This is a genomic window from uncultured Lutibacter sp., assembly GCF_947493565.1.
In the GTDB taxonomy this organism is placed as follows: Bacteria; Bacteroidota; Bacteroidia; order Flavobacteriales; family Flavobacteriaceae; genus Lutibacter; species Lutibacter aestuarii.
Window position 1 is genome coordinate 81859 of record NZ_CANLRG010000010.1, and the last position, 19470, is coordinate 101328.

At 28.5% G+C, this 19470-nt stretch carries 17 protein-coding genes; 9 read left to right on the forward strand and 8 right to left on the reverse strand.

Annotated features, from left to right (window positions below; translation table 11 throughout):
• Positions 1-18 precede the first annotated feature (18 nt).
• The 3 genes from Q0714_RS12745 to Q0714_RS12755 are packed head-to-tail and all read right to left on the reverse strand — an operon-like array spanning position 19 to position 1412.
• Positions 19-258 (reverse strand): hypothetical protein, encoded by a 240-nt coding sequence (locus tag Q0714_RS12745; RefSeq protein ID WP_298265652.1) that lies wholly within the window; start codon positions 256-258, stop codon positions 19-21.
• A 3-nt stretch (positions 259-261) separates the two neighbouring features.
• On the reverse strand, positions 262-657 hold the full coding sequence (locus tag Q0714_RS12750; RefSeq protein ID WP_298265654.1) for a DUF5675 family protein: 396 nt from the start codon (positions 655-657) through the stop codon (positions 262-264).
• Positions 657-1412, reverse strand: coding sequence for a hypothetical protein (locus Q0714_RS12755; protein WP_090120031.1), 756 nt, complete (start codon positions 1410-1412; stop codon positions 657-659). Before Q0714_RS12755 ends, Q0714_RS12750 begins: the two co-directional genes overlap by 1 nt.
• Positions 1413-1571: 159 nt before the next feature.
• Between Q0714_RS12755 and Q0714_RS12760 the strand changes: the two genes are divergently transcribed.
• From Q0714_RS12760 to Q0714_RS12785, 6 genes are all read left to right on the forward strand, one after another.
• On the forward strand, positions 1572-1775 hold the full coding sequence (locus Q0714_RS12760) for a hypothetical protein (protein WP_090120032.1): 204 nt from the start codon (positions 1572-1574) through the stop codon (positions 1773-1775).
• Between the two features lie 494 nt (positions 1776-2269).
• Complete coding sequence (locus tag Q0714_RS12765) at positions 2270-3508, forward strand: site-specific integrase (RefSeq protein ID WP_298265658.1); 1239 nt, start codon at positions 2270-2272, stop codon at positions 3506-3508.
• Between the two features lie 38 nt (positions 3509-3546).
• On the forward strand, positions 3547-4356 hold the full coding sequence (locus Q0714_RS12770; protein WP_298265660.1) for a hypothetical protein: 810 nt from the start codon (positions 3547-3549) through the stop codon (positions 4354-4356).
• Between the two features lie 81 nt (positions 4357-4437).
• Entirely contained in the window at positions 4438-4734 is a 297-nt protein-coding gene (locus Q0714_RS12775) for a DNA-binding protein (RefSeq protein WP_298265662.1), read from the forward strand.
• 85 nt (positions 4735-4819) lie between these two features.
• The gene (locus Q0714_RS12780) at positions 4820-6028 is read left to right on the forward strand and encodes a hypothetical protein (RefSeq protein WP_298265664.1); all 1209 of its coding nucleotides are present in this window, start codon (positions 4820-4822) and stop codon (positions 6026-6028) included.
• Positions 6029-6413: 385 nt separating this feature from the next.
• A complete protein-coding gene (locus Q0714_RS12785) occupies positions 6414-6575 on the forward strand; it encodes a hypothetical protein (protein ID WP_298265666.1) in 162 nt (53 codons plus the stop codon).
• A gap of 253 nt (positions 6576-6828) precedes the next feature.
• Here Q0714_RS12785 and Q0714_RS12790 read toward each other — a convergent pair whose 3' ends face one another.
• The 4 genes from Q0714_RS12790 to Q0714_RS12805 form a co-directional block, all read right to left on the reverse strand.
• Positions 6829-7455, reverse strand: coding sequence for a recombinase family protein (locus Q0714_RS12790; protein ID WP_298265668.1), 627 nt, complete (start codon positions 7453-7455; stop codon positions 6829-6831).
• 278 nt (positions 7456-7733) lie between these two features.
• Positions 7734-8078: a DUF6150 family protein gene (locus Q0714_RS12795; protein WP_298265670.1), complete on the reverse strand. Its 345-nt coding sequence runs from the start codon at positions 8076-8078 to the stop codon at positions 7734-7736.
• A gap of 15 nt (positions 8079-8093) precedes the next feature.
• Positions 8094-9941, reverse strand: coding sequence for a hypothetical protein (locus Q0714_RS12800; protein ID WP_298265672.1), 1848 nt, complete (start codon positions 9939-9941; stop codon positions 8094-8096).
• On the reverse strand, positions 9938-10429 hold the full coding sequence (locus Q0714_RS12805) for a hypothetical protein (protein WP_298265674.1): 492 nt from the start codon (positions 10427-10429) through the stop codon (positions 9938-9940). Before Q0714_RS12805 ends, Q0714_RS12800 begins: the two co-directional genes overlap by 4 nt.
• A gap of 392 nt (positions 10430-10821) precedes the next feature.
• Between Q0714_RS12805 and Q0714_RS12810 the strand changes: the two genes are divergently transcribed.
• The 3 genes from Q0714_RS12810 (at position 10822) to Q0714_RS12820 (ending at position 15035) form a co-directional block, all read left to right on the forward strand.
• Complete coding sequence (locus tag Q0714_RS12810) at positions 10822-12168, forward strand: hypothetical protein (protein WP_298265676.1); 1347 nt, start codon at positions 10822-10824, stop codon at positions 12166-12168.
• Positions 12169-12731: 563 nt separating this feature from the next.
• Positions 12732-14414 (forward strand): GMC family oxidoreductase, encoded by a 1683-nt coding sequence (locus Q0714_RS12815; protein ID WP_298265678.1) that lies wholly within the window; start codon positions 12732-12734, stop codon positions 14412-14414.
• The gene (locus tag Q0714_RS12820) at positions 14415-15035 is read left to right on the forward strand and encodes a gluconate 2-dehydrogenase subunit 3 family protein (RefSeq protein WP_298265680.1); all 621 of its coding nucleotides are present in this window, start codon (positions 14415-14417) and stop codon (positions 15033-15035) included.
• 17 nt (positions 15036-15052) lie between these two features.
• On the opposite strand, the gene Q0714_RS12825 is transcribed toward Q0714_RS12820, so the two are convergent.
• Positions 15053-19177 carry a two-component regulator propeller domain-containing protein gene (locus Q0714_RS12825; protein WP_298265682.1) on the reverse strand — a complete coding sequence of 1375 codons (4125 nt, stop codon included), beginning with the start codon at positions 19175-19177 and terminating at the stop codon, positions 15053-15055.
• Between the last annotated feature and the right edge of the window lie 293 nt (positions 19178-19470).

Consider the following 19470-nt stretch of genomic DNA (forward strand, 5'->3'; position numbering starts at 1 on the left):
TTAATTTTAAAATTAGAATTACTTAATTTCGGAATCTAAATCTTCAGTTTTTTCATTGTCAGAAACAACAGCTTGGCTCACAGCAGTAGCTACTGTTCCCGCTACTGTTAAATAAGTTGCAACCGTAATTACTGCAGCAGGTAATGAAATTGGAGCAGCAATAATAACACCACCAGCTGTGGCCAATGCAATTCCAATGTTTCTTAATTTTCTAAAAAATGGAGGAGTCGGTTTTTTATATCGTTCTTTTATGTTCATAAGTTATGATTTAATGGTTAAGATTACTTGTTCTTTACGCTCAAATGCTTGGTAGCATAGCGATACAATTTTTTGAAATAATAGTTTTGAAGTAGTTCCTTTTCCAATACCTGACAAATAGGTAACCGGAGCAATACAACCACGTAATTCTTTTAAAGCATCATTTGCAGGATGAATTAATATTAAGCTTCTATTCTCTACATTTTCAAGTAGTAAATGATGTTTAAACTTATCAGAAAATCGAGGTTTTAATACGTAAGTTCCTTCAGGAATACACGAAACAGATCTTTGGTTTTTTCTCCAGGGCAATTCAATAGTAAACCCTAGAAATTTAGAATTCAAGAAAAGGACACTATTCGTGCCCTTTTCAAAATAGGTTCTATGTAAAACCAATTCCATTATACAGTATCAATTTTTACAACTGATAAAGCATTGTAGGTTCCGTTTTTCAACGAATACATTTGTCCGTTTACCTCTTGATAAAATTCAATTCCCAATACAATAAATACAGGGTGTGTTGAATTTGCTGGAGCAGTAACAGTTAAAGCAATAGCAGCTGTGTTAGCACTGTCATAAGGTAAAATAGCAGTTTCATCATTTTCAAAAGAAGAAACTTCATTTTCAAAATCAAGTTCAGCAGCTCCTGTAACTACTTTAAAATGTGTTGTTCCAGAAGGTGCAGCAATTCTTATTGCAGGAGCAAAAGCAGCCAAGTCAACAGAGATATCCCCACTTACTCTGTCGTAAGTTGTTGAAAATGGAGCAAACAACGTAGAACCAAGTTTACCATTCAAATTAAATTCGAATCCTTCCAAAGAACTCAAAACACCATCTTGAATAGTTCTCAATCCACGAGCGTTAGTCGTATCTGTTTTAACTACTTTTAATAAGTCAGTAGTTAATCTACTAACCACTCTTTTGTCTTTTGCATTTTGCAAAAGAATACGAATTGCATTACGTAGAACTTTACCACCTTTACCTGCTCTTCCAAATTCAGAACCATTTTCACGAGTTCTTTGAAACGCAGGATCATTTGCAATTCTAGATTTGTCAACACCACCTTTTTCGCGAGCAAGGTGTCCATCACTCGTTTTGTAAAAGGAAATTCCACCAATGGTTCCTTTTAATTTAATAATACCGGTTTGTTTAGCCATAATGTTATAAATTTTAAATTCTCAACAAATGAAGCTATCTTTATAAAGGAATTAAAAAACCGAAATCCATCCATTCCGAAAACATCCTTTTTATAACAAATAAGGGTGTATAGGTAAAGTATAAATACTAGTAGGATAAAGTATAGATAGAGTATTAAAATGAAGATAGTAAGAGCTTGTATTTACCCAAAAGACATTCAATGCATCACTGGACGTAGTGAACGCTATGGAAGAAAATTATTGAATACAATCAAATTACATTTCGGAAAACAAAAACATCAATTCATTACTTCAGAAGAATTTGCAGAATATAGTGGTATTAAGCTTGAAATTGTAAACGATTATTTGAGAAAAGTATCATAGTATTTGACATTGTTTGGTGCTATTTGTAGTATTAAAATCGTATATTTGTTAGTGAGATTGAGAGTTAAAACCAATCAATGGATATCAATGGTTAGGTCAACAAATCGGTCAACAAAAATTTAATGGAGTAGGGAAGTCCTTATAAATAAAGAGAAATCTCCAAAGGTTCGAATCCCTTCCTCTCTGCGAAAAGCCTTGCATTTTATGTGAGGCTTCTTTTTTCACACTACATTTCATTGACCAAAACAGTCGTCAAATACATATAAACAAAGGGATTAGCTACTATTCATTAGGGTTAGGAGTGTTTTTTTGATTTAATTCTAAATCATCAAAATCTACTTAATTTCTGATTAGACAGTTACCCAATGCGTTACCTTACATTTTTTGGGTTGATTTAGGGTAACTGAAAGGTCACAATGTTCACAATGTATTCGCCCTTTGTGAACTATTAGAAGGAGCTTTGCTTAAATATTATTAATTAAAATTTAAGTAAAATGAGTAAATTAAATGTAAGCTTTTATCTGAAAAAAGATAAGCAAAGAAACGGAGAATCAGCAATTTATGCTAAAATCAAATTAGGTATAACAACCTCCACAATGTCAACTGGAAAATATATTTGTCCAATTAGATGGAAAAAAACAAATATGCTGCTAAATGCAAATCGTAAGGGTAACGAAGTGTCTCTTAAAAACTTTATTTATGAAATTCCGAGGGAAGTATCAGATATATATCTAAAGCTTTCTAAAGAAACAAAAAACATTAGTGCAAGAGATTTGAAAAACACGTACTCTGGTAGAACAAATACTGGTGCTCGAATTACAATTATTAAATTATTGGATAGTTATATAGCTAATTTCATAAAGCGAGTTGAAAAAGAAGAGGTTTCAGTAAGTACACTAGAGAAGTATGAAGGAGTTTTAAAAATATTTAAGGAATTCCTTAATAAAAAGTATAAGCTCAAAGATATTCCTCTTGAAGATATAGATAATGAATTTGTATATTCTTTTGATGATTACCTTCGTTATGAAAAGCCAAATGGAGCAAAATTTGGCATAGGAAATAATACTACTGTAAAGTATATTTCAAACATTAAGTCAATGCTAAATTATAGTGTTAAGCGTAGTATTATTAAATACAACCCATTTAGTGTATACGATGCAAAATTAGATGATGTTGAAACTGTGTTTCTCACACAATTAGAACTTGAAAGGATTGAAGCTTTAAAATTTGAGTCTTATAGATTGGATACAGTTCGAGATATCTTTTTGTTTAGCTGTTATACATCTTATGCTCCTGTAGATGCAATGAATTTAACAATGAATAACCTTGAAGAAGATGCTGATGGAGATAGTTGGATTAGAGCTACTAGACAAAAATCAGGTGTGAAATCTGATATTGTTGCTTTACCACCGATTCTGAAAATTATTGAAAAATACAAATATGACCCTCGATGTGTTGATGAAAAAAGATTGCTACCTAATTATAGTAACCAAAAAATGAATGAATATTTGAAGGAGATAGCAGAATTGGCTGGAATTAAAAAGAGGTTGACTTGGTATGTGAGTCGGCACACTTTTGCTACTACTGTATGTTTGAGTAACAAAATACCATTGGAGGTTGTTTCAAAAATGATGGGACATAAGAAAATTACGCAAACTCAGCATTATGGAAAGTTAGTAGATGATAGAATTAAAGAGGAAGCAAACAAATTAAAAGGGATTTATTCAAAATAAATCTCTTAAATTAGTCTTTTAAACATATATAAATTGATATGGAAACGAATATTTCAAGGGTAAAGGAATTAATATTAAAAATTGGCAAATGTAATTTAAAATATGAGCATGATTCGAAAATATATAGCCTAAATGATTTTAACACTACTGGGTTAGATGAAGATTATTACTCTTCGTTAAATAATGAATTTCAACAAAAATTAACGCTGCAATTAGTAAATAAAAAGCTAGATAAAAAGTTGTTAAAAGAATTGATTACAAATACCAATTCTAATCTGGAAGATGTAAAATCAAAAAAAGACCAACTTAGAGTAAATTACCTATTTGATAAGGGTAAAAACTGTCTCGACCAAGATATGTTATCTAATCAAGAATATATCTTTTCAATTCTTGAAGCCCAGTTTAGCACTTTAAATAATATGCATAAATTCCTATTAAATCTCTATGAGGAATATGATTACATTTTAGATGAGGAATTAGCAAAACTGAAAAGTAATACTGTTTCATATGAAAGTTCTTCTGAAAATGTAAAACTACCTAGAATTGGTAAGGCAACTATTAATTTGCGAAAGAAGGACTCCATTTCCTTGTTGTTATTATTAGAACATCTTGAGATTCTAGATTTTTCAGATACCGATAAAATAAAGTTTATAGAAAATAATTTTAATTATAAAAATAACAATGGATTTATTAAGCCAATAATTAATATGAATTCTGATTTATCAAACCTAAAGGACCAACGCACCTATGGTTCAAGAAATTCAGAATCTTTTAAGAGGCTTATAGAGAAAATTAAATTAGGTTTAGATTCATTCGAATTTAAATCATTGGCTGCCCGGATAAAGTAATTCGAAACTTCACAACCTTCACAATCTATTCGCCCTTTGTGAACTATTAGTCAGAGATTTGTACTATAAAGTTAATGTACAATGAGAAATACAATAGAATTAGTAACAGTTGAGGATATTAATAATGCAGTGACCCCAATTTTAAATGAATTGGGCGAATTGAAATCTTATATCAGCAATTTACCTCCAAAACAATATTATCGTAACAAAGACCTTAAAGAAATTTATGGCTTGTCCGATAATACTATTAAAGATTATAGAGATAGAAATATCATTCCATATACTTGGATTGGTACTATACCATTTTATCCAGTAAATGACTTCAATCTCATGCTTAAACGTAACTCAAATTTTGATTTGATTAATAAGTCAGCATAGTTTTATTATTTCTCATTGTACTTCAACTTTATCATCGGGGACAATTTATCCTAAATAACATAAATAATTAAAAATAAGAACACTAATGATTAAAATTACACAATATGAAAATATAACAAATCCAAAAATTCAAATGACTCTAACCATTGATGAAGTTTTGAATATAATTAAAAACGGAAATGAGTTCCTTCCAATTATAAATGCTGCAAGGGAATATGGGAAAGGTCATCCATTATATAATTCCTTGAAATCTACTTCTATTCCTACTTTTAGATATAACTTTTTATTCAATGAAAGAGCCTCAAATAAAACTATCATATCGTCTACTGGATTAATCTATTTAGATATTGATGACAATATGTTTATTCCAGAAAGTGAATTAATTTATGCTTCTTGGAGGTCTCTTTCAAATACTGGGTATGGCTTGTTGGTAAAAGTTGATAATCTAACATTGGACAATTTCAAATATGTTTACAATGAAATATCTGATAGAATTGGTGTAACACCTGATGATAATGCTAGAAAAGCTACTCAACAAACAGTATTAAGTTATGATTCGGATTTATATTTCAATTCAGATTCAACTACATACCATTATTTAAATAAGGAAAAAGTATCATCTCCTAATAACATTAAAAAAAAGAAAGAGTGGTTAAGTACAAATGGTACTTTTATAGAAAACACTAGTAACTCTAAAGTTAGATACAATAATATTGATGACTATTTTATTGATAGTGATAATGTATATGTAGTATTTACAGAAGATAAAGAATTGATATGTAATCCATATTTACCTTTAAAAGTAAATGTTGGTAGAAGAAACTCAATATTATTTATCTACTTCTGTCAAATTGTTGCGTTGAACCCTACAATATCAAAAAATTATATGAGAAGTTTAGGAGAAAGTATAAACACCAATATTATGAAACCTAAATTATCTGAAAAAGAAATGAATGCTGTAATTGATAGTGTATTCAAAAAATTGAAGAATGACGACCTTAGCATAATATATAATCAAGAGCGTAGAATCTTATTCAATCCATCTATTAAATTAAGTCATAAGGAGAAAATGGTGATAGTAAATAAAGAACTTGGTCTAATGAAAAGTGAGATGACTAAAGCTGTAATCTATGAAATCATTGAAGGCTGGGATTTCAATTCCAGCGGTAAAATAACTCAAGTTAAGGTCTGTGAACTATCTGATTTTAGCTTGCCAACTATAAAGAGGTATTGGCACCATTTTAAAGCTTATATAGGTGATTTAAACAATGATTACAAAAAACATAGTACTTAGGGTATTTATGTTTTTGACCTCCTGAAATCGTCTTATAATCACTTGATTTTATGCTAAGCATTATAAATATTTTGGCAATTTTTTTTGTAAAAAATTTTCGTAGATTCGACCTCTTGTATAGACGTTTAAAATGGCTTAGTAAAGGAGACGGAGTATCCTGGGTGACCAATTTGGTTTTGGAATTTCAATTATACTTTGAACGCACCTCCCTTTTGACTTCTTAAAAACAGCTAAATAAAGCTAAAAACGGCATATTATTCAGAGTATATACTTTAAATACCTTGTCGAATAGATGTATTATGGAACACCAAAACAGTCCTGAGTACATATGTTTTGTAGTTGAAGAGGTTTATTAAGAGTTGGATATATTTATATATAAAAAGACATGGCAAAACTACCTTATACAGATAGAACAGAGGTTTTCACACTTCGAATTTCAAAGAAGGAAAAGGAACAATTGGCTGAACTAGCTAAGAAAGGAAGATATGGGTTAACAGCATCTGAAGTTGTTAGAGCTCTAATTAAAAGAGCTCAAATGGGTAGATAATTGGATTCAGTGATGGACTGTGGATATTGACTAACGCCAACCAATGCAACATCCGAAGTAGTAATAGATGAGGGGGTTATTTAATTAGAAGCCATGTGTCTTGCCCAAGATTTGAAGCTTGAACCATAAATTCCTTTAACAATTGAAAATGCTTGTTGTGGAGAAGTCGCTAGGCATGTCACCTCCACTGGATGACCACCAGAGGTTAGCCAAATTCTACCTGAGAATGTTCTTGTATTCATAATAGTATATTTTAGGCAACCTTATTTAATATTTTCTTAATTTTCTGAACTGTTCCTGAAGATTTTCCAGTCAAAGTCATAACATTTCTTACAGATTGTTTTTGACGAATGAACTTTACAATATCAGAATGTTCTTCCAAAAGTTGTTTGCTGGATTTTAATGACCCTTTTGTTCTACCAAGTTTTCCGCCTTCTTTTACATACTTGGCTCTACCGCTGTCTAATCTTGATTTTATCAATCGAAGTTCTGCCGATGCAAAGGTTGATGCGATGCTCAACATAGTTTGTACCATTCCGTTTATTTCACCATTCTCTAATAATGTATGTAACTTAAAATTATCAATAATAATATTAATTCTATGTTCATTGCATTTTTCTAAAAATAGAGCAAATGAGCTAATTTTTCTACTTATGCGAGAAGTCTCAAGGGCAATGATATGCCTTACGTTATTTTCAATTGCAAATTCCAATATTTCAGAGTTTACCTCGTCATTCTTGGTGCCACTCAGGTAGTAACTAAATTCTTTAACAATCTCATATGAACCTGAATAATTTGATTTAAGTTCTTCGCTTTGTCGGGTAACATCCTGACGGCTTTCATTCGTTGAACAGCGTGATATAATAATTGCTTTTTCCATACCATAAAGATACAAAAACTATAATATAAAAACAACTTAATAAGCTGAAAACCAGGTTAATGTATTGATTTAAATCAAAGAATTATAGTAATACAATAAACTGTATCGAATTATGCTGTTTATAGATTAAAAATGATACAGTTGTGGTATTGATACATGTTACAATGATTTGGGAGAAGAAATATAGTTGTCTATTTTGAAAGAATATTCATTAGAAATTAACTATTCATTATGTTCTTATCAGAAAACTACAAATAACCTAAACACTTCTAGGTACTCTAATACAACAAATGTTTCTTTGAATTATCTCTCCAACCCGCTTGAGATTTATAATCGACAAAGTAAATTTTTAAATTACTTTGAGACTCATGTTTTACAAAAAATATTTTCTTATCTGATTGAGATGAATGTTCAACGAAATACCACAACCCTTCATTTCCCTTAGCTTGAGATTCATACTCAACCTTGAATACTTTTAAATCACATTGTGATTCGTATTCGACAACAAATACTTTTAAATCACATTGCGATTCGTATTCGACCGAATAAATCTTTTGAGAGAAAACTAATGACGGAGAGATTAGTAATAAAATTAAGATGTATTTAATGAATTGTGATTTCATAATTCATTTTTTCAACTATTCTTGAACATATAATACATTGAAATCTCTATCAGTAAGTCTTACTTTGTCACTCTCAAAACTTAAAACCAATTTAAAATAAGGGGAATTACTTTTATATAATTTTATAAATGCACTTATTACTTCTTTGTTAACGTTATCCCCACCAATCACGCTAGAATTTCTCTTTGGTTTTGATATTACCCTTCCTGAAATTATAAGTTTGTCGTAATCATTCTTATTTTTATTTAATGATAGTTTTATATTTTCAATTTGGGTAAATTCATTATAATTTATATTTTTTATTCCCAATTCATCTATTAAATAATTTAAGTTACTCTGAAATTCTTTTTGATGAGAGTAAAATTTCTTATTAAAATAAATAAATGGTTTTTGTAGTGACCAATAAACATCGGAATTGAAACCTTCATCAATAAATAGAAATCCAATTCCTACCTTTTCCCAATTTTGTTTATTTGAATTATAAAACTGTGCTAAGCCACCTTGTTCAATAATTTCCCTAATAACATATTCTGGAAATTTTTCTACTTCAAAAGTATTAATTTGATTCCCCAAATGTTTAATTTCATGCCCTTTTCCACCAACTCTGAAATATTGTTTGATATTATTTACGAAATAATTTATTTCTTTTTCAACCATTTTTTTAATTTGAATTCTTTCTAATTCAACTTGATGTTTCTTATCTCCTAATTTATTAGAAGTAATAAGGTGCTTAAAGGATTTGTATTTACCTAATTCATAATAATAAAAATCTTCAAATATTTTATCTTTTAAAATATTGACTAAAAAATTTTCTACTTCAAAAAAGTTCAATATACTATACTCACCCGAATTTGGATGGTCTTTACTTTCAAACTGATTTGTAATCTCCCCATACTTACTTAGGTAGTAAAATTCAATATATCTTATACCATTGTGGTAATAAGGCTCCTTCATTGATTCCAAATATAATCTTATTAGGGCTATTAAATTTTCTTCTGAATAGTGTTTTTTCTTCCAAAAAGATTTATCACTATTTTTATATACAATCCCTATTTCCCTTCGATAACTGACACCTCCTAAAGTCGTATTTTCCCCACCAAAAAATTCACCATACTCTTTTGGGATGTCATAAGTAAAACTCCATGGATTACGAAATTCATCCCAATTTAAGTCAATCCACCCAGTATTTTTCTTAAAAACATTATTTGATAACCAAATTTTGTTATCTCTAAAAATACTATCTTTTTTTATTGATTGGTTCTCAAAGTTGTTAATTGTAAATCCTATCATTTTCCCATTATCAAAATATAATTTCGTTTGACTGTTAATTTGATATATACCATCAAGATTTCCATTTGAATTATACTCTAACTCTAATCTCTTTTCATAAATATATTCCCCAGTTCCAATCATTTCATCATATTGAATTCTTCTTCCATATTCAAGAGATAATAAATATGACGTATAATTGTTAGTTTGTCTATTTTGAATTTCAGACACTTTATATATTTCTATTTTACCATAAGGTCTACCATCTTTAAAATCACCTCTTAGTTGAGTCCCGTTATGAAATGATATTTTACAATTAGTACAATTTAACTCTCCATTATTATAAAAACCAATATTATTAAAATCCTTAAAATCTCCGTCTAATATTCCCGTTTTAGGGTTGTAGTTAAATTCTGAAATTAAGTTTTTTTCAAAATCAAATTCCTGAGTTTTAACAATTTTTAAATTTTCATTTTTAAAGTTAATTTCTTTAGGGTTTCCATTTTCATGAAAGCTAATTACTTCTTTTAACATTTGAGAATTAATTGATTGAAGGATAAACAAAGATAGAACTAAAAGTGTGGGTTTTTTCATAATTGATTATTTATTAGAGGGAGTTTTCCCGAGTGATAGTAAACCTGAATTAATAGATGTTCGAGCACGGTAGGAACAGTAAATGGAATTTCTCCAGTTTTGATGTAATAAATTTTTATATCATTTAAAAGGAATGATTTGTAATAGTTACTCTTCTTTTTTTTACTATCTGAATTTATGATTTTGTCATAACACAAGTTCTCATTGACAAAACTATATGGAGTTGAAGAACGAATCAATCTACTGCCTAAACCATTTAAACAAATTTCAGAATTCTTATTTTTCTTTCTATTTACCTTCCCTGATGAACCTATATAAATTACTCCATTGTCACTATGTTCAAAAACATAAACTCCTTTGGTTTTATTTAAAAAATTGATATTTTTTATTAATTCCTTTCTACTGTTTATTCCGATAAGTTCCTCGAATTGGGGTAAATCATTTTTCAAAAAACTATTTGTTTTTAATATGAGTTCTGATAACTTCATAGTTTATAATCGTTAAATTTAATACTTGCTTAAAATATCACTTAAAGAAAAATTTATTAGAAGTTAGATTTATTAAGTTTCATTTTCTCAATTATTTTGGTGTTTACTTGTAAATTACTATAATAGCTAACAATAACTTTGGTGAAAAGCATCATTCATAGAATGATGCTTTTAGATTCAAATTATTCTTAACCCTCAAAGAATAATAATCACCGCTGAACTTCTCTTTTTCATGTATTTTGAATTATAGAAACATAGTTATTCCATATAATTACTTATTATATAAATCATACTCAAAATTAACATAACTTCTATAAAGATTACATTATCTCAACATAATGAGACGATTATTATTATAATATTATTGATTGATTTTTGTGTACCTTTATTAGATGAAAAAGAATTTATTATTTTTACTTATTATTTTAATTTCAATTTCAGATTTGCATTCTCAAAAAATCTATATTGGAAAAACAATTGAATTCAATCATTCTCTTATTGACCGTTTAAACAATATTGTATATGTTTATGGAGACAGCATTTACAAAAAAATTTATTTAGACAGTTTTAAGGCCCAAAGTTTTCCTCTTAAAACAGATATAGAATTTGATTTAAAATCTTTTACTCCTTTAATGGTTGATTCAACTCCTTTTTTTATTCATTCAAAAGGAGGTATTGTTTACAAACATAGAGCAGATTCTATTGTTAGAATTGACAATTCATTCAATCATTTAATGCAAACCTATTCCAATATTTTTAGCTACAATTCAACAATTCACAGATTTGGAGGTTATGGTTTTTGGAGTGCCAGAAACTTCATAACTTATTTTGATAATACTTCGACTTATGAATGGGATATTGTCAACCCTGAGAACTCACAAGAATTACCCGAAGAATCAATGAGTGGAATTCATATTTTGATTGATGATGAACTGTATGTGTTTAATTCAACGTATAATAATCCTTTAAATAGATTGGAATATTCTTTTAATGAAAAATTATGGAAATATAATTTTATAGAAAAAAAATGGACTTATCTGGGAGATACTGAATTTATAAATACAATTCCAACTACCCATAATATTGTTTTTGATGATAAATTAATAATATTTCAATATTCAAAATACATTGTAGTAGACCTTATAAACAATACTGTTAAAGAATTTGAAAAGACTATGAAAGGTCAACAAGTTTATCATGTTCTTGAACCTTTTTTTCATAATAATAGATTCTATTTCTTTGATATAGATAATTCTGGACAATTGTATTTTTCTTTTGCTTCAGAAAATGAAATTCTTGGTAAAGAAATTAATTCAAAGCACTTCTACACGAATAGCTTAAAAGTAAAAACCTGGGTTTTAACTATTTTCATATTGATATTATCATATTTTATATATAAAACAACAATATCTATTTATAGAAAGCGTAATAAAATTCTTCTGATTGAAAATGGACTAAAGTATAAAAGGAAATTTATTCATTTAGATTCAGAGGCTTTAATAATCTTAAAATTACTTCTAACGACTAACACTGTTAACTCTGCTGATATTTTAAAAGTAGTTGAAAAGGGACAATTTAGTAGAGCCCATAATGAAAGGTTAAAATTCCAAAAAATTGAAGAAATCAATTTTCAATTGAAAACATTATTGGGAAGTGATGAAGAATTAATAACTTCAAAAAAATCAGATTTTGACAGAAGAATAAGAGTTTATTCTATCAATAAGAAGTACTTTATTTAGTTTAATTTTTTAAGTAAAAAAATTGAATTCAAGATTTTTCTTATCTATATCATTTCTCAAAAATAATTAAATAGCTACACCATGTTACTTCATCACTAAATTGTTTTGCCTTGAAAACTTGTAAGTAATAGATTATTAAATAGTTTGAGGGAAGGAGTGAAATCCTTTCTTGATTGCTACACAATCCCTCGATTAATATGAAAATCGAAAGGTGTTTATATCAAATAATAACTATATTTGTCAAGCAAAGTTCATTAAAATCATAACTGAATAGTTCAGTTGCCCTATACGTTACCCTAGTAATTGTGTATGCTGTAACGTCAATGATATCAAGGCTTTTAGAAGGAGGTGTTAGAGCCTTCCTCTCTGCTGAAAAAATAAGTTTGCTCAACACTAATGTGTTGAGCTTTTTTGTTTATAATTTTGATTTAAAAAGTATTAAAAAAGTTAATCTAACTACCAATTTAGACATAAATTTCCTCCTTTTTTAAGACTATATTTTCTTTTTTTGTGTAAAGTAGACTTAACAATTTTTAAGTTATTAAGGAAAAGATAAATTTAAGATGGTTACATACGATGCTATTGTAATTGGTACAGGAATCTCAGGTGGATGGGCCGCAAAAGAACTTTGTGAACAAGGACTTAAAACTTTGGTGCTAGAGAGAGGAAGAATGGTAAATCATATCACGGATTATACGACAACCAATATGGATCCTTGGGATTTTAAGTATCAAGGTTTAAGCAATGCAAGTGAGCTTGAGAAGCAGCAAAAACAAAGGAGAACAGGTTTTGTTACTCATCCAAGTATTAAACACTGGTTTGTAAATGACCTAAAACATCCTTATAATGAAGATAAGAGATTTGATTGGATTAGAGGTTATCATGTTGGGGGACGTTCTATAACATGGGGAAGACAGTGTTTAAGATTAAGTGATTTAGATTTTGAAGCTAACAAAAAAGATGGTATTGCTATTGATTGGCCTATTAGGTATAAAGATATTGCACCTTGGTATGATAAAGTTGAAGAATTTATTGGAGTTTGTGGAGAAAATTTAGGCTTACCTCATTTCCCTGACGGAATTCTCTCACCACCAATGGATTTAAATTGTGTTGAAAATGAATTTAAACATAAGATAATTGAAAATTATAAGGATAGACAACTTACCATAGGTCGTTTTGCAAACCTTACAGGTGATAAAGTACATTTAGGCAGAAGTAATTGCTTGTATAGAAATAGGTGTATGAGAGGCTGTCCTTTTGGAGCTTACTTTAGCAGTAATTCGTCAACACTTCCAGCAGCTCAAAAAACTGGAAATATGACACTGAGGCCAAATTCAATTGTTTCAAAAATTATTTATAACGATAAAAATGGTGTGGCTGATGGAGTTGAAGTGATTGACGCTGAAACCCTAGAAAAAGTAGTTTTTAAGGCTAAAGTAATTTTTTGCTGTGCTTCTACGGTTGCCACTACCTCAATTTTATTGAATTCTAAATCTGAAAGATATCCAAATGGTTTGGGTAATGATAGTGGGGAATTAGGTCATAATTTAATGGATCATCATTTTAAAGTTGGTGCTACTGCTATTGTTGAAGGTTTTGATGATAAATATTATAAAGGAAGAAGACCAGCGAGTTTTCATATTCCTAGATTTAGAAATTTATCTGGAAATAAATCTGATCATAAATTTATAAGAGGATATGGATTTCAAGGTAGTGCAAGCAGAAAAAATTGGACTCGAGCTATAAATGAACTTAGTTTTGGAGAAGAATTAAAGGAAGAGTTATTTAAGCCAGGGCCATGGAAGATTGGAATGAGTGGCTTTGGTGAATGTTTGCCTTATCATGAAAATAAAATGTACTTAAATTATGATAAGCTTGATCAATGGGGGTTACCAACGGTAATTTTTGATTGTGAATTTAAAGAAAATGAAAGGGAAATGAGAAAAGATATGCAACAAGAGGCTATAAAAATGTTTCAATTGGCGGGGTTTAAAAATGTAGAAGGTTTTGATGAACCTTGTTATCCTGGACATGCAATTCATGAAATGGGAACAGCAAGAATGGGAAATGATTCAAAAACTTCAGTGTTGAATAAAAACAATCAAATTCATGGGGTGCCTAATGTTTATGTTACAGATGGTTCTTGTATGACTTCCTCAGCTTATCAAAATCCATCACTTACCTATATGGCTTTAACTGCTAGAGCAGCTAACCATGCGGTAAAGCAATTAAAAATTAACAAATAAATGAACAGGAGAGATTTACTTAAAACAACCCCTTTTTGGTTAGGCTCTGTTATTGCAACTCCTGCTATAATGCAACTATTAACTTCATGTAGTCAAAAAGAGAACTTATCTTGGAAGCCACTTCTTTTAGATAATAAACAGGCTTTTGTTCTTGAAAATATTGTAGATATTATTGTGCCAGCTTCTAAAACTATAGGTGCTTTAGATGTAAATATTCCTCAATTTATTGATTTAATTTTAAAAGATGTTTTTTTTGAAAACGAACAACAAATTTTTTTAAAGGGTGCGCAATATTTTAAAACTAAGTTTGAAGCGATGTTTAAAAAAGAAGTTGAAAATGGAAGTCGAGAAGATTTTTTACATTTAATTTCTATATTTTTTAAAATTTCTGCAGATCAACAACGTCAAATATTTGAATTATTAAACAAAGCAGAAGACAAGGTTAAAAATAAAGAGTTATACTGCATTTATAAATATTTAACTTTTATTAGGCACTATACACTTTTTGGCTATTATACTTCTGAAAGTGTTGGAAAAGAAATACTACACTATGATCCTATTCCAGGTTCTTATCTAGCTTGTGTGTCACTTTCAGATATTGGAAACGTATCGTCTATTTAAAAATAAAAAACCTGTTTTTAGGCATAGGTATCTAATTTATATTTTTTAAGATAATTTTCTGAACCTGTTTGGAGTGCTTCCTTTTTAAAAGTATTTGGCGTTTTTCCAAAGTGTTTTTTAAAACATTTTGAAAAGTATTTTGGATCGTTAAATCCTGAGATATAAGCAGCTTCAGAGATACTATAACCATATTTTGCAATAACTATAGCAGCTTTTTTTAAACGTAGTAAGCGTACGAGGTCTACCAATCCTTCGCCAGTTAATGCTTGACATTTTCTGTAAAGAACTGAGTAGCTTACATTTAATGCTTCAGCTAATTCTTCCATTTTAAAATTGGGATTTTCAATTTTAGAATTAATAGCCGCAATTAAATTTTCTAAAAAAATATCATCGTTTGATTTATCTATATTAATCTCTGGATTACTAATTACTTCTTTTTTAAAGTTAGAAATAATGTGTTCGGTAGATTTTATGATGTTGTTAATTTTTAATAATAGCTCATTTGTATTAAAAGGTTTATTAATAAATTCAATAGCTCCAGATTTTAAACCTAATATTTTTGATTTGGTAGAATTTTTGGCAGTTAATAAAACTATAGGAATGTGTTTTGTGAGTTTATCTTTTTGAAGCAACGTGCACATTTCAATTCCGTCCAATTCAGGCATCATAATATCACTTAAAATAATGTCTGGATGATTACTTTTTGCATAATAATAGCCTTCTTTTCCATTTTCAGCTAAAATAACGTTATAAATAGGAGAAAATAAATCTTTTAAAAGATGTTGTAATTCAAAATTATCTTCTACAATTAAAATTGTTTTATGGTGTTTTAAGTTGTTTGGTTTTTCTGTGTTTTGAACCTCTTCTTCAATAGCTTTTATATTGTAAGTGTTAGTTTCTTCAGTAACAATACGTTCTTCTTCTAAATAAGCATCTTTAGTAATAGGTAAAGTAACGGTAAAAGTGGTGCCTTCAATTGTAGATGAATTTACTTCAATTTTCCCTCTATGTAAGTCAATTAGCTCTTTTGTTAAAGCCAGTCCAATACCAGTACCTTTGTTTTTTTTACCTGCTTTTGATTGATAAAAAAGCGTAAAAATATTTTTCATTTCTTCCTTTGAAATGCCTGGTCCAGAATCGGACACAGCAATTTTTATGGAGTTTTTATTATTTATTGGTAAGGCAATAAGTTGTATGTTGCCTTCTTTAGGTGTAAACTTAAATGCGTTGGCTAATAAGTTATAAATAATATGTTCAAACTTATCTTTATCGTACCAAACTTCTGATATATTTTTTGGGCAATTAATAGTAAAGTCTATATGTTTTAGCCTTGCTTGTTCTTTAAAAGAAAGAGCAATGTCATTTATTTCCTTGCATAAATTGTTTTTGGTTACAAATAATCTAATTTTATCTAACTCTTTATTTCTAACAGTGGTAAGTTCAAAAACTATTCTTGATAAACGTTTTACGTTATTAGAAATAATTTGAAGACGTTGTTTTAGTAAAAGGTTTCCATTTTCTTCAGCTCGCATTAACATATTATCTATAGGGCTTGATATAAGAGTAAGAGGAGTTTGAATTTCGTGCGACATTTTAGCAAAAAAGTTCATTTTTAATGCATGTAATTCTTTTTCTTTATTATAACTAATTGTTTCAGAAATTAATTTTTTCTTTAAATCGTACCATTTTTTTATTAGTAAACCTATGAATGCTAAAATTAAAAAATAGAAGAAATATGCAATAGGTTTATTCCATAAAGGTTGAGTAATTCTGATATCAATTTTTTTTGGAGGAATGTTCCATACACCATTTTTAGAGCTTGCTTTTACTTCAAAAGTATAATTTCCAGAGGGAATATTGGTATAGGTAGCTAGCTGTTCTTTTTTGGCAGTTATCCATTCATCATTAAACCCTAACAATCTATAAGCATAGTTGTAATTTGGATTTAAAACATTATCAATAGCAGAAAACCTAAAAGAGAATGAAGATTGGTTAGGTTGCAGTTTTATTTTTTTTAAGTAAGCTATGTTTGAGGTAATTTGTTTTGGAATTAAAGAATCTGCAGGTTGATTTAAAATTTCTAAAGAATGAATATACAGTTTTGCTTTAGATTCTTTTTTTGAAATTTCATTGGGTTTAAAACTATTTAAGCCATTTATTCCACCAAAATAAAGAATTCCTTCATCATCTTTAAAAGCACTTCTTGGTAAAAAGAAATTATCTTGAAGACCATCAATTCCTAAATATTTATTCACTATAGAATCTTTAATGTTAAAGTGTAAAATACCATTTGAAGAACTTAACCAAAGATTATTTTCATTTTCGGCAAGTACAGATCTTAAATCAATATTTTTAAAAGAAGGGCAATTTTGAAAAGATTCGTACTTGTTTTTTGTTGGGTCATATTTAAATAGTTTACCATGTGAATTTATCAACCAAATAAATCCTAAACTATCTAATTCCATAAATTTTATTCCTGGAATATCATTGCTATATTCTTTTTCATTATAATAACTTACATAAGCAAAACTTGAGTTTTTAATATCTGATACATTTTCATCAAATCTAAAAAGACCACCTTTAAAGTATCCAATCCATATGGTTCCTTTTTTATCTTCAATAAAACTTTCAGCGATACTTCCTTTTAATCCTTTAGTATTATTATCAAAAGAAGCCAGTAATTTTAAATTACTTGAATATATAGTTAATGAAAGGTTAGATGCAACCCATATTCTTCCTTTAGAGTCTTTAAAAACGCTTCTTACATCTGAAGCTTTTTGTAATAGTGAGTTTTTTATAGGAATGTTATTAAATGTTTTATTTTTTGAGTTGTAGTGCCATAACCCATTTTTATAGGTGCCAATCCACATATTTGATATATCATCCTCAATAATTGACTGAATATAAAATCCTTTTTTTTGTTGATTACTTGTAAAGTATTGTTTTTTAGAACTTACACCGTTTACTGGTTTAATCTCTGTTAAACCAGTGCCATCAGTACCTGCCCATAAAGTACCATTTTTACTTTTGTATATTGATAAAACTCTTGATGGTGTATTATTAGCAGAACCCTCATAATAATTAATTTTATTATTAACTTCTGGTAAAATATTTAAACCCCCATAATTTGTGGCTACCCAAATATTCTCGTGAGCATCTTCATAAATATCAATTACAGTGTTACTACTTAAGGAAAATTTATTATTATTTTGGTGTGTATATAATTGAATGGTTCCTTTTTGAGAATGAATTCGATACAATCCTCCACCATCAGTACCTGCCCAAATATAGCCCTTACTATCACAGTAAAGTGTAATAAACATTTCATTTTTTATTTTATAAATAGGCTTTTTAAAAAGAGCGTCCTGAACAAATTTTTTCTCATTTATATCATAAACAAATAGTCCAAATGTTTCTGTTCCTATCCATAATTTATTGGATAAATCTACAGTAATATATAAGTTTCCTGGATAGTCTGAAAATGGCCCATTAAGGATACTTAATTTATTCTCTTTATTAGAATAATGAAAAATTTTCCCTTTTTCAGTACTTATAAATAAGTCATTTGATTCAGTTTCAACAATTTGTAATATTTCTAAAACATTATAAGCAATATTAGGTATTGAAGTTATTTTATGAAGTTTATTATCAGTGTAATTATACTTGTAGATGTCTCCTTTTTTTGTTCCTAGAACAACCGACTTTTTAGTTGTATGTATTACCTGAACTGGTTTTCCTTTTATAGCATCTATTTGTTCGTAATTTCCTAAAGTATCACAAATAGCTGCCAATCCATTTTTAGTGGTAATCCAAATATTGTTTTTAAAATCTTTAGTAATATCATTTATATAATCATCAGATTCTTTTTGTTCAAATATTTCATTAATACTTGTGTAAAAATAATTATTACCGTCATATTTTGCATATCCTGAAGAATAGTTCAACCAAATATAGCCATTTTGGTCTTGGATAATTTCACTAATATAAAGAGCTCTTTTATTTTGAGTTGGTGATAAGTGAATAAAATTATAGTGCTCCTGACCTATAAAATTTAAACTATTTAGTAATAGATAAATAGTAGTAAATAATAATTTGAAGGAGCGTTTTTCGTTCTTAAAACTCTTTAAAATAGGTTTTGTCATTTAATCCAAATTTAATTTAGCAACCTGCTAAAGCACTTAATTTTAATTTATTACGGGATAAATATATGAACATTTGTTTTTATAAGCATGTAAAATTGATGATTTATCCTCTTTAAAAGTGTAAAAATTAATCATAAAAGAGGATAAATTTTACATAAAAGACTTTTTATTAAAAATCACTACTTGTTAGCTAAAAATATCTACTTGTTTTAAAAATCTAATCATCACTTTTGAGAAACTAAAATTGAGTTTTCTAACCAAAGAGATGTCGATAATAAACTTAATAAACTGAT